Source organism: Leifsonia sp. 1010 (assembly GCF_031455295.1).
GTDB lineage: Bacteria > Actinomycetota > Actinomycetes > Actinomycetales > Microbacteriaceae > Leifsonia.
On record NZ_JAVDSL010000001.1, the window covers coordinates 1,882,864 to 1,897,895 of the forward strand.

Annotated in this window: 10 protein-coding genes; 3 read left to right on the plus strand and 7 right to left on the minus strand. The window is 69.5% G+C overall.

Annotation, left to right across the window (positions count from 1 at the left end; genetic code table 11):
• Window positions 1-77: 77 nt before the first annotated feature.
• The 4 genes from J2Y42_RS09105 to J2Y42_RS09120 are packed head-to-tail and all read right to left on the minus strand — an operon-like array spanning window position 78 to window position 4,329.
• Window positions 78-1,187 (minus strand): glycosyltransferase family 2 protein, encoded by a 1,110-nt coding sequence (locus J2Y42_RS09105; RefSeq protein WP_309857156.1) that lies wholly within the window; start codon window positions 1,185-1,187, stop codon window positions 78-80.
• 20 nt (window positions 1,188-1,207) lie between these two features.
• Entirely contained in the window at window positions 1,208-3,244 is a 2,037-nt protein-coding gene (locus J2Y42_RS09110; protein WP_309857159.1) for a glycoside hydrolase family 99-like domain-containing protein, read from the minus strand.
• Window positions 3,245-3,264: 20 nt separating this feature from the next.
• A complete protein-coding gene (locus J2Y42_RS09115) occupies window positions 3,265-4,089 on the minus strand; it encodes a rhamnan synthesis F family protein (protein ID WP_309857162.1) in 825 nt (274 codons plus the stop codon).
• A gap of 3 nt (window positions 4,090-4,092) precedes the next feature.
• Window positions 4,093-4,329 carry a hypothetical protein gene (locus J2Y42_RS09120; protein WP_309857165.1) on the minus strand — a complete coding sequence of 79 codons (237 nt, stop codon included), beginning with the start codon at window positions 4,327-4,329 and terminating at the stop codon, window positions 4,093-4,095.
• Window positions 4,330-4,561: 232 nt separating this feature from the next.
• On the opposite strand from J2Y42_RS09120, the gene J2Y42_RS09125 reads away from it, so the two are divergent.
• The 3 genes from J2Y42_RS09125 (at window position 4,562) to J2Y42_RS09135 (ending at window position 10,080) form a co-directional block, all read left to right on the plus strand.
• A complete protein-coding gene (locus J2Y42_RS09125; RefSeq protein WP_309857168.1) occupies window positions 4,562-6,559 on the plus strand; it encodes a hypothetical protein in 1,998 nt (665 codons plus the stop codon).
• A gap of 72 nt (window positions 6,560-6,631) precedes the next feature.
• Window positions 6,632-9,109: a glycosyltransferase gene (locus J2Y42_RS09130; protein ID WP_309857170.1), complete on the plus strand. Its 2,478-nt coding sequence runs from the start codon at window positions 6,632-6,634 to the stop codon at window positions 9,107-9,109.
• Complete coding sequence (locus tag J2Y42_RS09135; RefSeq protein ID WP_309857173.1) at window positions 9,106-10,080, plus strand: glycosyltransferase family 2 protein; 975 nt, start codon at window positions 9,106-9,108, stop codon at window positions 10,078-10,080. Before J2Y42_RS09130 ends, J2Y42_RS09135 begins: the two co-directional genes overlap by 4 nt.
• Window positions 10,081-10,099: 19 nt before the next feature.
• On the opposite strand, the gene J2Y42_RS09140 is transcribed toward J2Y42_RS09135, so the two are convergent.
• The 3 genes from J2Y42_RS09140 to J2Y42_RS09150 all read right to left on the minus strand — a co-directional run bounded on the left by J2Y42_RS09140 (window position 10,100) and on the right by J2Y42_RS09150 (window position 14,930).
• The gene (locus J2Y42_RS09140) at window positions 10,100-11,638 is read right to left on the minus strand and encodes a DUF2142 domain-containing protein (protein ID WP_309857174.1); all 1,539 of its coding nucleotides are present in this window, start codon (window positions 11,636-11,638) and stop codon (window positions 10,100-10,102) included.
• A gap of 76 nt (window positions 11,639-11,714) precedes the next feature.
• Window positions 11,715-13,259: a DUF2142 domain-containing protein gene (locus tag J2Y42_RS09145; protein ID WP_309857177.1), complete on the minus strand. Its 1,545-nt coding sequence runs from the start codon at window positions 13,257-13,259 to the stop codon at window positions 11,715-11,717.
• A 126-nt stretch (window positions 13,260-13,385) separates the two neighbouring features.
• The gene (locus J2Y42_RS09150; protein WP_309857180.1) at window positions 13,386-14,930 is read right to left on the minus strand and encodes a DUF2142 domain-containing protein; all 1,545 of its coding nucleotides are present in this window, start codon (window positions 14,928-14,930) and stop codon (window positions 13,386-13,388) included.
• Window positions 14,931-15,032 lie beyond the last annotated feature (102 nt).

Below are 15,032 nucleotides of genomic sequence, written 5' to 3' on the forward strand. Positions count from 1 at the left end.
GGGCGGGGGACCTCGCAAGTATAGTCGGCCGCTCCCGGACCCGGCCGTGCGCCGCCTGAGTGCCCTGGGAGGCGGAATCAGGCGTGGTCGCGGCGGCCGGAGCGCTGCCGGACGACCCGGGCGACCTTGGCGGAGAGCCGTTCGTCGGCGCGCTGCCGTGCCTCCGTCAACGCGGCGGAGAGTTCGGCGATGTGCGCGTTGAGGGCTCCGACCTGATCGCTCAGTTCGAAGATCATGTCGCGCTCGCGCACGCCCTGCCGCTCCAGCTCCCGGATGCGCAGCTCCATCGCGCCGAGCTCCCGGCCGTACGCGTACTCCTGCGCGTACGCCTGCTCGTCCACGAGCTCGTCGGGGACGGGCGACGGCCAGCGGTCGGCGATCCGCCGCTCCAGCCGGAAGGAGCCGTCGGCGAGCCCGCGCTCAAGCTCTTCGGAGGTCGGATTGCGCACCAGGTAGGACGCCAGCAGGGAGCCGGCGCGGAGCCGGCGGTAGTCGCGCATCCCGTGATGGTTGGGGCTCGGCGTGAGCTCGGGGTTGCTCTCGTAGGCGCGGCCGGCGTTCTCGACCTTGTGGGCGAACTGCCGCCACGAGCGCCACGGGAAGTGGAGCACCTCCACCGCGTAGGCGGGGTCCGGCTCGCCCGTGCTCTCGAGGTTGACGAAGTGGTTGCCCTGCGCGACCTCGATCTCGGGGTCGCCGACGTGTACGGCGTCCGGCGTGGAGTGGGCGTGCAGTCCGACCGCGTTCAACTGCTCGACCGACCGCTCGTCGCGGTAGATCAGTCGCTGCAGACCGGTGCCGGCCAGGGCGGCCGGCCCCGTCATGTCCACGACCGGGACGGTGAACGCACGGAGCGCCGGGTCGATGTGCTCGAACGCCTGCTTGAGCGTGAGCGCCGGGTCGCGGGTGACCCAGAACTCGTCGGCGTCGGCGTTGACGACCCAGTCCGCTCCGTACCGGGTGGCGGCGTCGCGCGCCATCCCCGTGACGACGGAGCTCTGCTGCTTGCGCTGCACGGGATCGTGGCGCAGGTCGATCAGGCCGCGCTCGGCGAACTCGCCGAGGATCTCCGCGGTGCCGTCGACGGAGCCGTTGTCCGTCACGATCAGGATGTCGACCCCCTGATCGAGATGGTGCTCGATCATCGGCCGGATGATGTCCGCCTCATCGCGGACCATCACCGTCATAGCGAGTTTCACGGGTTTCCTTACCTGAGGAGCGCATCCTTCACGGCGAGCAGGAACGTCCGGCCGAAGCGCTGCGACGGTTCGAGCACAGCAGACTCCGCCCACTCGTTCCACGCGTTCACGAAGACGATGCGATGTTCGGGTTCACGGTCGGCGACGGCGGAGATGGCCGAGTTCAACCAACGCCGGAACGTGTACGGATTGGAACCATACCAGAGGTCGGGTCGCCATTGGCGGCGCGCCGTGTTGTCGAAATTGACCATCACGCCGGGGTAGCGTTCGTCCTCCACGGGCTCGCGGAGGACGAGCTCCGAGGTGACCGCCATCTCGGGATAGCTGAGCACGTGCCCCTCGAAGCGCGGGTCGAAACGGTCGAGCTTCTCGAGGTCGACGGTGGTCCAGCGGCGATTGTGCGGAGCGAACTCGAGGAAGGCGTCGATCCCGTAGTCCGAGAGGGCGCCGTCGATGCCGTCCATCTCCCGCCCCACGTCGACCGTGGCGATGTGGAGGCCGGGCAGGCCCTCCTCGACGGCGCGCTCCCGCCAGCGCTGCAGCGTCTGCGGGAAGTCGGGCAGCTGGGCGATCTTGTACACGGCGACCAGCGGCTTGCCGTCGACGCGGATGTACCGCGGATCGAGGAGCAGGTGCATGACGTCCTCGATGAACTGCTCCGCCGGCACCTGGTCGTAGTCCTGGGCGATGAGGATGCTGGACTCGCTGCCGTCCCAGCGCCGCGACCAGTTCTCGTTGGCCCACATCAGACAGAACGGCTGGTCCCCATCGGCGGCGTGCAGCCGCTCCACGGGCAGGTCCATGAGCTTCTTGCCGGAGAACCAGTAGTAGTAGTACATGAAGCCCTCGATGCCGGCGGACCGGGCGAGGTCGTACTGCCGATCCCGCACACCCTCCACCGAGAGGTCGTAGAAGCCCAGTTCCGAGGGGAGCAGCGGCTGGTTGTGCCCTTCGAAGATGGGCCGTGCCGCCGTGACGTTCGACCACTCGGTGAACCCCGGTCCCCACCACTGGTCGTTCTCGGGGAAGGTGTGGAACTGCGGCAGGTAGAAGGGGATGACGCGGGCGCGCGCCGTGCGGTCGGCGTCCAGCTCGAAGTGCCGCCAGCTGTCGTCGGCGGGGGCCTCGATGGTCCCGCGGCCGGCGATCCGGTAGCCCGCCTCGAGCGTCACCAGCCCGAGCGCGCGCTCGACCGCGTGCGCGGTCGTCCCGTCGACCTGACCGGCCTCCGGCTCGAAGTCCTCCGCGTCCATGGCGAACGCCCGGAGTCCCTGAAGCAGGAAGCCGCGGATCCAGTACACGGAGCCCGAGGCGAAGCGGAGGTCGTGCTCGCTGACCGAGAGCTGCAGGCGGCGCATGAGGGCTCGCGTCCGCTCCAGGTCGCCGCCCCAGAACTCCGTGCCGACGATGTCCTCGTCCGCGGTGACGATCCCGACGCTCGGGTCTTCCGCGAAAGCGCCGAGCACGGTCTGCACGTTGTCCGCCGAGCCGAGCACGGTGCCGTAGAGAGAGGAGCGCCAGTCGTCGCCCGTGCCGGACAGTTCCGCGTGCTCCTCCCGCCAGGTGCTCTTCTTCGTGTGCACCTTGAGGACGAGCTCGTACGGGTCGAGCAGCCCGGCGTTGACGACCTCGACCATCGGCAGGATGTCGCGGCCGTGATTCGCGACGGGCAGCACCGCGACGTGTCCGGCCAGCGGGACGCCATCCAGAGGGAGGTCCAGCTCCTCGCCGCTCGCGTTCGTGACGATGAGGTCGAACGGCACCGGGATGTTCCGCAGCTGTTCGCACAGCTCGGCCACCAGATCCGTGTAGAAGACGTGCATCAGCACGCCGATCCGGGCGGGTGCCGCCGGGTACTCGTACCGCGACGCCCACGCGTCCGGCAGCGTCGGCCGGAGCTTCCCGGTGCGACGATCCACCCAGGCCGCGTGGTCCGCCGGGTGGGGCTGCGGCGGGATGACCGTCTCGCGCGGAGCGATGCCGCTCGCCGCGATCTGGAACGCTGCGCTGATGTTGCGGCGGATCTGCCGTCCTCTGGATGCCACGGGCGCTCCTTCCTGGCCGCTCACAGCCACTCGTCGACGTCGGCGCCGAACCGCTCGCGGATGATCTCGGGGGCCAGACGGGCGTCCGGCGTGACGGAGGGGTCACGCACCAGTTCCCGCTTGACGAACGGGAAGCCGAGCTCGACCAGTCGCCGCCACCCGGTGATGACCGGGTTGTCGGTGGGCGACACGACACGCTCCGAGTCGAACCACGCGCGCGACGTCAGGCCCTCTGCGCGCAGGAGGCGGCTGAAGCCCAGCTCGTAATCGCCGATGATGCTGGTCTTGTCGTCGAGGTGCTTGATATTGCGCCAGAACTGACGGATCGCGGGATCGGCGAGCACGCCCCCGTGGAAGCCCAGCAGGTAGCTCTGCAGGTGCGGCACGATCTGCCGCGTGTTCGTGGCGCCCCAGACGTCGGCGGCGGTCCCCTCGAAGGAGTCGATCATCCCGTCGAGCGGTGCGAACGGGCCGAGCATGGAGTCGTTGACGAGGATCACATTGCGGCGCTTCGCGACGGAGCGGAACCGGTCGAGGCCGACGGCCCAGGAACCGAAGTCGTAACCGATGTTGGGCTTGCGCACGACGATCGTCGACTCGGGCAGGGGAGTCGGCCAGCGCAGCGGCGAGCGGTCGTCCGATGCGCGGACCACGATGGACGGGTAGCCGGCCGCATCGAGGGCGCCGACCAGCTCGCCGAGCGAGCGGCTCACCTGGTTGTCGGTTCCCCAGCTGGCGACGATGGCGATGCGGTCGCCGGCGGGCGGCCGGGCCGGTCCGCGCTCGACCGTGACATCGCGGCGGACGAGATCGAGGACGCGCTCGGAGGCGCGGTGCGGGGCCACCCGTCAGCCCCGGCGCGCGAGCATGCGGAGCGGCTTGGTGATGCGCCACGACATCGACGAGCGCATGGCGGTGACCTGCTTCCTGTAGCGCTCCGCCTGCTCCTCGGCCGCCGTCACCTGACGCCGGAGGTCGTCGATCGTCGGCGCGTTGGACGCGAGCTCGGCGCGCAGCGCGCGGATCTCGCGCCGGGCGGCGGCCAGCTCGTCGTCCGTGGATGGACGGGAAGGGGTGGAAGCCATCGGAACCGTTCTCTCTGCCGTGCGTGTGCCCCTGCCATCTTACGAGGGCCGCCTCCGTGCCCCTCAAAGAGGGGCAGTCAGAGGAGCGCGACAGCCCGCTCAAATGCTGGGAAAGCGCCGAGAGCTGACGTACTCTGATGGCGGATGCGCCCGCCGACCCGGTGCATCCGGGCCGCCCGGCGCCGCGAGAGTGCGCTGGGGAGTGCTCCCGCCGACCAGGGAACCCCCAACCATGAAGCGAGTCCTCTCCATCCTCGGGACGCTGCTGCTCGCCGTCGCCGTGCTCGTTCCGGTGACCCAGCTGCTGCCGGCTCCGTCGGCAGAGGCGGCGAGCGGAAGCGACTTCCAGCCGGGCTACATCATCAGCGACGAGAACTTCTACGATCCGGCCGCGATGACGACCGCCGAGATCCAGTCGTTCCTCAACTCGCGCGTGCCGAGCTGCCAGTCGGGGTACACCTGTCTGAAGAGCTTCACACAGAGCACCTACAGCCGGGGCGCGGACCCGATGTGCCGCGCGTACAGCGGGGCGTCGAACGAGTCGGCCGCTCAGATCATCTTCAAGGTCCAGCAGGCGTGCAGCATCAGCGCCAAGGCGATCCTGGTCACGCTCGAGAAGGAGCAGGGGCTCGTCTCCTCGACCGCCCCGACCGCATCCCGCTACCAGATCGCGATGGGCTACGCCTGCCCCGACACCGCACCGTGCGACTCGGAGTACTTCGGCTTCTACAACCAGGTCTACAAGGCGGCGTGGCAGTTCAAGCGCTACGGCAACCCGGCGGGCACCAGCAACTTCTTCACCTGGATCCCGGTCGGCGGCGTCGCGAACATCCAGTACAGCCCGAACGCGGCCTGCGGCACCAAGGCGGTGCAGATCCAGAACGCCGCCACCGCGGCGCTCTACTACTACACGCCGTACACGCCCAATCCGGCGGCCCTCGCCAATCTCTACGGCACGGGCGACGGATGCTCGGCGTACGGAAACCGCAACTTCTTCCGCATGTACACCGACTGGTTCGGCTCGACCACCGCGCCGCACTACGGCTCGTTCGACAGCGCAGCGGGCGCCTACAAAGGCATCCAGATCAGCGGGTGGTCCTACGACCCGAGCACGGCGGCGTCGTCGTACATCTGGGTGAACGTGGACGGCCAGGGCGGCCCGTACAAGGCAGACAAGCCACTGAGCTGGTTCAACAACATGTTCCCGAACTACGGGGCGAATCACGGATTCTCGGAGCTGATTCCCGCGTCGCCGGGCGATCACCAGGTCTGCGTCTACAACGTCCGCGGCTCCAACAACTCGCTTCTCGGGTGCAAGTACGTGACCGTCCCGTATGGTTCGGGGAGCCTCGACACTGCGGCGGGCACCTGGGGTGGCGTCCGCCTGACGGGCTGGGCTGTCGACTTCGCGACGACGGCGCCCGCCTACATCTGGGTCAACGTCGACGGTCAGGGCGGTCCGTACAAGGCGGGCAACCCGACCAGCTGGCTGAACAACTACTACCCGGGCTCGGGCGTCAGTCACGGCTTCGACGTCACCGTCCCCGCCTCACCAGGGGCGCACAAGATCGACGTCTACGGCGTCTACGGAACCCAGAACGTCCTGATCAAGAGTGTGACCCTCGCGGTGCCGCGCGGGACGGGATCGTTCGACTCGGTGACGGCTGTGCCGGGCGGAGTGCAGATCGCGGGCTGGTCGGCGGACTACACCTCGCCGGCGCAGTCCTACGTCTGGGTGAACGTCGACGGCGCCGGCGGCGCCTACAAGACCAACAAGGCGCTGAGCTGGCTGCCCAACCTCCTCCCCGGCATCGGACAGGGCAACGGGTTCGACCTGTTCATCCCGGCGGTGAAGGGGACGCACCAGATCTGCGTCTACGGCGTCGGCGGCACCACCCTGCTGAGCTGCAAGAACGTCACCGTGACCCAGTCGGATGCGGCGGCGCTCGACGGCGTCGAAGCGGTCGCCGGCGGTATCCGGGTCCACGGCTGGGCGGTCGACCTCACCCAGCGGAGCGCTTCGTCGTACGTCTGGATCAACGTCAATGGCGTGGGCGGACCGGCCAAGGCCAACCTGCCGGTCAGCTGGTTCAACGGCCTCTATCCCGGGGCCGGGATCTACCACGGCTATGACGTGACCCTTCCGCGGCCTCCGGGCACCTACTCGGTCTGCGTGCAGACGAGCACCGGATACACACAACTCGGCTGCCGCTCCGTGACCGTGCGCTGACGGTCGCGGCGCAGCCGTCGCCGGGGGGCCGATTGCTAAGATCGGTTTCCGCAAGCGAACAGGAAGGCCTCTATGCCGAACCTCCGTCCCGGCGTCGTCTCCGTCGTTCTCGTGAACTTCCGCGGGACCGACGACACCCTCCAGGCGATCCGTCATCTGCGTGAGCAGGACTGGCCCGCCGAGCGTCTCGAGATCGTCGTCGTCGAGAACGGTTCGGGGGACGACAGCGCCGAGCGGCTGCGCGCGATCGAGGGGATCACGCTGATCGTCTCGAAGAAGAACCTCGGGTTCGCCGGCGGCTGCAACCTCGGTGTGCGGTCGTCCTCCGGCGACATCGTCGCCTTCCTGAACAACGACGCCCGTCCGGATGCGCGGTGGATCGCGGCCGCCGTCGAGCGCTTCGGCGAGAGCAGCGCGATCGGTGCGGTCGCCAGCAAGGTGCTCGACTGGGACGGCGAGCTGGTCGACTACATCGGCTCGGCGCTGACCTGGTTCGGTCAGGGCTACAAGCCGCTCACCGCCCAGCCCGTCCCCTCCAGCGCCGACGAGCCGGCCGACGTGCTGTTCGGCACCGGGTCGGCGATGTTCGTCCGCCGCGACGTCTACGACGCACTGGGCGGTTTCGACGAGCGCTACTTCATGTTCTTCGAGGACGTCGACCTCGGCTGGCGTCTCAACCTCCGCGGCTGGCGCTACGTCTACGAGCCGCGTTCGCTGGCGTACCACAAGCACCACGCCTCGATGAGCAAGTTCGGGGCGTTCAAAGAGACCTACCTGCTGGAGCGCAACGCGCTGTACACGCAGTACAAGAACCTCGGGGATGAGGCGCTCGCCGACGCGCTGCCGGCCACCCTCGCGCTCGCCGTCCGACGCGCGGTGGCCAAGGGCGACCTCGACTCCGCCTCCTTCGACCTCCGCAAGGGCGGCGACGACGCGCCGACGCAAGAGGTGTCGCGCGAGACCCTGGCCGGTGTCTTCGCCATCGACCAGTTCGTCGAGAACCTGCCGTCGCTGGCCGAGTCGCGGCGCGAGATCCAGGCATCCCGGGTCGTCTCGGACGCGCGGCTGTGGTCGCTGTTCGGCCAGACGGATGCGCCCTCGTTCCAGAACGATCACTATCTCGAGGGCTACGACAAGCTGGCGACCGCGTTCGCCGTCACCGAGCCGCCCCAGGTGACCCGCGTGCTCATCATCACCGGCGACCCCATCGGCGAGAAGATGGCCGGCCCCGCCATCCGCGCCTGGCACATGGCCGAGGCGCTCTCCGCCGACAACGAGGTCACCCTCGTCTCGCTCGCGGGCGTCGAGCCGGTCTCCGCGCCGTTCCGCGTCGCGCATGTCCGGCCCGGAGACGACCGTGCGATGAAGCCGTTCGAGCGCGAGGCCGACGTCATCGTCTTCCAGGGCCTGGCGATGGCGCTGTTCGACAGCATCCGCACCACCGACAAGATCATCGTCGCCGACATCTACGACCCGATGCACCTCGAGCAGCTGGAGCAGGGCCGCGAGCTCGGAGCCGCTCAATGGAAGAAGCAGGTCGGCGACGCGACGGACGTCCTCAACGAGCAGCTGGAGCGCGGCGACTTCTTCCTGTGCGCGTCGGAGCGCCAGCGTCACTTCTACCTCGGTCAGCTGGCGGCCCTCGGCCGCGTGAACCCGTCGGTGTACGAGACCGACCCGGACCTCGAGCGGCTGATCGACGTCGTACCGTTCGGGCTCTCCAGCACCCCGCCGCGGCACGAGCGCGAGGTGCTCAAGGGCGTCCGGCCGGGCATCGGCGTCGAGGACAAGGTGCTGCTGTGGAGCGGCGGGCTCTACAACTGGTTCGACCCGACATCCCTCATCCGGGCCGTCGCCGCGCTGAACGAGACGCACCCCGACGTCCGGCTGTTCTTCCAGGGCACCAAGCACCCGCATCCCGGTGTCCCGGAGATGGGCATCGTCGCGGAGTCGCGGGCGCTCGCCCGCGAACTCGGCGTGCTCGACAGTGCTGTGTTCTTCAACGACTCGTGGGTCGACTACGCCGACCGGCAGAACTACCTCACCGAGGCGGATGCGGGCGTCAGCACGCACTTCGCCCACATCGAGACCACCTTCTCGTTCCGGACCCGCATCCTCGACTACCTGTGGGCCGAGCTGCCCATGGTGGTCACCGAGGGCGACCACTTCGCCGATCTGGTGCGCGAGGAGAAGCTCGGCATCGTGGTCCCGTCCGGCGATGTCGCCGCCCTGCGCGACGCGCTGGAGAAGATCCTCTACGACGAGGCGTTCGTGAAGGCCGCGAAGCGCAACATCCGTCGCGTGCGCGAGCGGTACTTCTGGGAGAACGTCCTGCGCCCGCTCACCGCGTTCGTCGCCGACGCCCGGCACGCGCCGGACCTCGTCGAGAGCGGCGCCGTGCGGTCGTCGCGTCCGGTCGCCGGGCGGGCCGTGCGCCGCAAGAAGCACGGCATCCGCCATGACGTCGGGCTGTTCTTCCACTACCTGAGCAACGGCGGCCCGAAGGTCGTCGCCAAGAAGATCACCAGCCGGGTCAAGCGGTCGCTGTGACCCGTCCGTCGGTCTCGGTCGCGCTGTGCACGTACAACGGCGCGGCCTTCCTCGACACCCAGCTGCGGTCCATCCGGGCTCAGACGCGGCCGCCTGCGGAGATCGTGGTCTCCGACGACGGCTCGGCCGACACGACGGTGGCGGTCGCGGAGACCGCGCTCGCCGGGTTCGCCGACGCCCGCATCCTCCGCAACGAGGTCGCTCTGGGGGTGGTCCGCAACTTCGAGCAGGCGGTCACGGCCACCCACGGAGACCTGATCGCACTCAGCGACCAGGACGACGTGTGGATGCCGGACAAGCTCGAGCGGATGGCCGCGCGCTTCGCCGACGATCCGTCGCTCCTGTTCCTCCACACCGACGCGCGGCTGATCGACGGCGTCGGACGGCCGGCGGGGGCGACCCTGTTCCAGTCGCTCGAGGTGTCGCGCGCCGACCGCGACAGCATCCACGCCGGTGACGCCTTCCGGGTCTACCTGCGCCGCAACCTGGCGACAGGCGCGACGGTCGTCTTCCGCCGGTCCCTCCTGGAGGCCGCCCTGCCGTTCCCGGACGAGTGGGTGCACGACGAATGGCTGGCGATCATCGCGGCGGCTCTCTCGGGCGCCGACGTGCTCGAGGACCCGCTGACCGACTACCGTCGCCACGGCTCGAACCAGATCGGGGTCGCCGACCCGACGCTCCGGGGCAAGGCGGCGCGGGTCCTGCAGGCTCGCGGCGACCGCAACCGCGGGCTGGCGCGACGGGCCGACCTGCTGGTCGCCCGTCTCGAAGCACTGGGGGAGCGCATCCCCACCTCGTCGATGGCGCTGGCCAGGCGGAAGCGGGAGTTCGAGACCGCACGCGCCGCCATGCCGCCCGCGCGGATCCTCCGGGTAGCGGCCGTAGCTCGGCTGGCCGCGCGCGGCGACTACGCGCGCTTCGCCAGCAGGGGCAACGCGGACATCGTCCGCGACCTGCTGCAGCCGGCCTGACCGAGCGCTGCGCTCCGAGTCAGCGGGACTCGACCGCTCCTGCTTCCGTCGGCGTGGATTCCGGCGAGGCGTCCACCGGGTCCGCGAACATGCGCGGCAACGCACGCCACAACGCGACCGTCGCTGGGATCAGGACAGCCGCCATGATGACGACCAGCCCGATCGTCCCGCCGGGCGGCAGCCAACTCGGCCGGAACAGCGCGTGGAGCCAATTCGAGTCGACGACGGCGTAGCGACGAACCACGGCGGCAAGGGCGACGAACTGGCCGACGGACACCAGAACCAGGATCGCCCGGAGGACACTCACCGTTCGGCGCGGCCCACCGAGCCGCGCGGTGTCGAGCGCCAGTCCGCCGGTGATCGCGAGCATCAGGAGGACAGCGAGGACGTACCGGCCCTGCCAGACATCGCCGACCTGTCGCCAGAGGGCGACCTGTGTCACAACCGGGATGACCACCATCGCGCCCACGAGCCCCAGCGTCACCCACCTCTCGCGGCCGCGGCCGAGCACGACGGGGAGCAGGCAGAGCGCGAAGATGAGGCAGGTCCACAACGCCGGCACGAATTGCGGCATCCCGTAGTCGACGGCGCCCTGGCCGGCCATCTGCTGCCAGTACCGCACCGTCTCCTCGAGCATGTTCTGCGCGACGATCAGCCTGTTCCCGGCCACGGGTGCCCCTGCCCCGGGGCGTACGGCGTTCTCCGGCCGTGTGAACCAGAGCAACGCGCCGACGCAGATCACCGCGAGAAGAACGGCCACGATCCACGTCGACCTGCGGCGGAGGAGCTCACGCCAGTCGCTCCTGTTCATCACCGCGATGACCGCCGCGGCGGCGAGCACGACCCACAGCAGTGCCAGGCTGCGGCCGCCGGTCACGAACAGGGTCGAGATCACCGCGCTGGCTCCCGCGAGGCCCAGCAGCCATCCCGTGGGCCTGAGCCGTGCGAGCACGAACAACGACACGAGGAGAGCGCCCGCCGAGGCGACCTCCATGCCATTCGGATTGACCGAACCGCCGAGGAAGAGGACCTCGGGATTGATCACGGCGAGGCCGAGCAGCCATGCCCAGCGGCGGCCGGGGAACGCCGCGAGCAAGGCAGCCGTGACGGCGAAGGTCAGCGCCGTCAGCGCGGCGGAGAGGATGCGCATCCCATAGATGGCGGGCAGACCCTCGGACACCAAGGTGGGCAAGCCGACGGCCAGGTAGTAGATCGGGCTGTTCGTGTCGGCGGTGCTCCACAGGCTGCGCGTCTCGTCTCCGCCGGCGGGATCGCTCGTGCATGCCGGAGTGCGGTCCATACGGCCGGCGTAGCACGAGAGCACTCCCGTGTTCTGCGCACCGGGGATCTTCAGGTAGGCGGGAACCTGGAAGTTCGAGTCCGTTCCGACGATCTCGCCGCGCACCGCCGCGGCCGCCCGGATGGAGTGCGACGCCTCGTCCGGAACGGCGTACAACGGGGTGGCCAGCGCCCACACGGTCATCAGCCCGAAGAGGACCACGAAGACGGCGGAGAAGAGGCGCCACGGGAAGCGGGCGAGGGCGGCTACGGGGCTCATGATGGAGAACTTTCGGTCGCCCCGTTGTCGGTTGGGGACGCACCATTCTACCAATCAGGCCGACGATCGTCCTGACTTACGACACCCCGGAGGCCGTGGTGACGAGGGCAGGCGGGCGTGTCACCGACCGTGCCAGAAGGATGACCCCGGCGACGGTCCCGATGGCGAACACGACCGTCACGGGCAGCCATCCGCCCGGCGGTTGCCAGTGCGGTGAACGGACCAGGTCGAGCCATGTGGTGTTCCAGGACAGGCCGATCACGTAGCGGCGGAGCACCCAGATGAACGCTGCCAGCTGCCCGATCGCCACCGCACTGAGGGAGATCCACACGACCCGACGGCCGACACCCGACATCGATGCACCCGGAAGGCCGTCGTCCAGGCTCCTGCCCGCGACCATCACCAACAGGACGGCGAGAGCCAGTGTGTACCGGCCCTGCCAGATGTATCCAGCGTCGTGGACGACGGCGGCCTGCGAGAACGGTGGAACCAGGACGAGCACGAGGGCGATCATCCCGAGCGCGAGACCCGTCCGCCGACGTGTCACCGCGGCGCCGAAGAGGAGCGCCGCCCCGCCGACCGCCGCCACGACGGCGACGGTGAGGGCCGGCGCCGGCGACTCCAGCCACCCGAACTGCCCGATCCACCCGACCATGAACGAGAACGTCTGGTCGAGGGTCGTCGAGAAACCCTGCGACCAGCTGCTGCCCCCGCCGACCGGCTGGTACGAGGGCGTGAGCGCACGAGGGCGCAGGTAGTAGAGGGCCGCTCCTGCCGCGATGAGCGCGACGAGTACCGCCGCGGCGACCACCCACCAGACCCGCACCACCGCGCGCAAGGCTCCGGGCGACGCGATCAGCAGAGCGGCGACGAGAGCCACGAGCAGCCAGAGGATGGCGATGCTCCTGGTGAAGATCAGAAGGGCCCCGATGACGACGACGGCGCCGACGACGAGCGGGGTGAAGAGTGACGGCGGACGCGAGAACAGCAGCGTCAGCAGGGCGAAGGAGGCGACGGTGGCGGCGATCTCCAGACCGTTCGGGTTGAGTGTGCCTGACAGGAACAGCGCCATGGGCGTGAGACCGACACCGAGGGCTGCCGCGGTCCAGCGCCAGCGTGGCAGTGCGCGCACCGCGGCGAACGCCACCCCGAGCAGGACGGCGCACAGGAGGGCGCTGACGAGGCGCATCCCGTACAGGGCCTTGGACTCGTGCAGGAACAGGCTGGGCCAGCCCGTCAGCACATAGAACACGGGCGTGTTCGCCGTCGCGGACGAGTGCCCGGTCACGATGGGATCCGCGGCCGGAAGCGGCGCGACGCAGGCGGGGGTCTGTGTGATGACCCGCTTGAAGCAGGCCATCCGGGTCTCAAGCTGGGCGAAGTACTGCGGAACGCGAAGGTCGATGGTGCCGGGCGCGCTCCGCGAGGCCGGGCCGTCGAGCTGTCCGTGTGCTGCTGCGAATGCCCGCATGGCGTGGGCGGGCTCGTCCGGGCTGCCCCCTTGCGGAGTCGCGAGCGAGAAGGAGGCCATGAGGACGAAGAGGATGCCGGCGGCGATGCCGAAGACCCGTGCAAGCACTTTCGGCGTGGCCGGCGTCTCCGGGTTCTCGCTGTCGGTCACAGGTCTCCTTGGGATGTCGGACTCGGCTGACCCGCCGATGCCAGGTCCGATGGTGCGCGGCGGTGCCCCACCGGAAGGACCAAGTGGACATTACCAGTGGGACCCCGCGCGTCCCGTGGACGCTGCTCAGGCAGTCCCGGCCGGCGTGAGCGGGCGCGGGTCGCGCGGCCACACGGACGCCGTGAGGAGGACACCACTCGCCACGAGCACCACCCCCATGAGTCCGAGCCAGAGCAGGTTCCCGCCGGGAGGCGTCCAGGGCGCTCCGCCGAGAAGGAACAGCTTGAGCGTTCCGTTCCCGCCGACGGAGTAGCGTCGCAGCGTCGCCTCGAAGGCCCACCACTGGGCGCCGACGCCGACGGCAGCGACCAGGAGGATCAACCGTCGGAACGTCGTCGCCCCGATCAACTCGGCGCGCGGCCCGAGAAGAGCGGCAGCACCGACGACGAGGCAGAGGAAGAGCGGGAGGTTGTAGCGGCCCTGCCAGATGAGGCCGCCACCGTGGATGTAGACGGCCTGCACGATCGCGGGGAACAGCAGGAAGGCGGCGACCAGGATCGCCAGCGCGAGCAGGCGCCGCCCCCGGAGCACGAGGAGCGCGCTTACGACGAGTGCGGCGATTCCGGCCCCGTAGACGTAGATCACCACGTCGGGGGCGGGGGTGTCCAGCCAGCCGAACAGACCGATGAGACCCTGCCCGTAACCCACGGTTCCGGTGAACACGCGAAGGAATCCGGTCACCGGTGATGCGCCGACTCCCGGGAAGTGGAGCGCCTCCTCCGGCTTCGCGATCGCATTGGCCAGCGAATTGGATCCCAGGGTCCAGGCGAGGGCGCCGACAACGAACAGTGCCGAGACGGCAATGGCGACGAGCGTCGCCCGGCGGCGCACCAGTGCGAGGAATCTGGTGCGAGGGATCAGAACGAGCGGCGCTCCGATGGCGACGAGCAGCCACAGAGGAGACAGCCCCCGGGCGTTGACGCCGACGGCGATACCCGCGGCCACGACGACGAGGTCCGAGCGGAGGCGCAGCGACCGGACATCCAGAACGATCGAGAGCATCGCCACGAAGACGGCGAGGGTCGCTGCGGCCTCGAGGGTGTTGGGGTTCACCGTGCCGCCGAGGAACAGCATCATCGGGGTGATCGCCAGGGCGTAGGACAACATCGCCAGGCGCCGCTGGGGGAGGGTCGTGGTGATCGCGAAGGCGAGCGCGAGGAAGAGCGCCGTGAGGAGGGCGCTGACCGCTCGCATCGCGTAGATGCCACCGGTGTCGTGGATGAGGAGGGTGGGCCACCCGACGGCCAGGTAGTAGAGGGGGTTGTACAGGCCGGCGGAGGTGGTCGACCGGACGTCCGCATCCGGATCGGCCGGTTCGGCGACACCGCAGTCGGCATCGACGGCGGGGTTGAAGGCGAAGCACGTGACCGCCTGCGACCGCGCGATATACGCCGGCACGGTGACGATGTTGCCCGTCGACGAGGCGGGGCCGACCCACTCGCCACGGACGACACTGGCCGCGCGGACGATGTGCGCGGGCTCGTCCGGGGAGCCGGAGATCGGCGTGGCGAAGCCCCAGCAGAGGCACAGCGCCGTGAGCAGGGCCCAGGAGACGAGGAAGGCCCGGACCGGGAATGCCGGACGCGGGGCGGTGGCTGTTTCGTCGTTCACAGGGTTCGTCTCATCGGCGCCGACAGATCGCTGCAGGACCGTCATGTCGCCGTCGCACGCGCATTCTGCACATCAACACCATAGGGGATTCGCAGCTAAGTC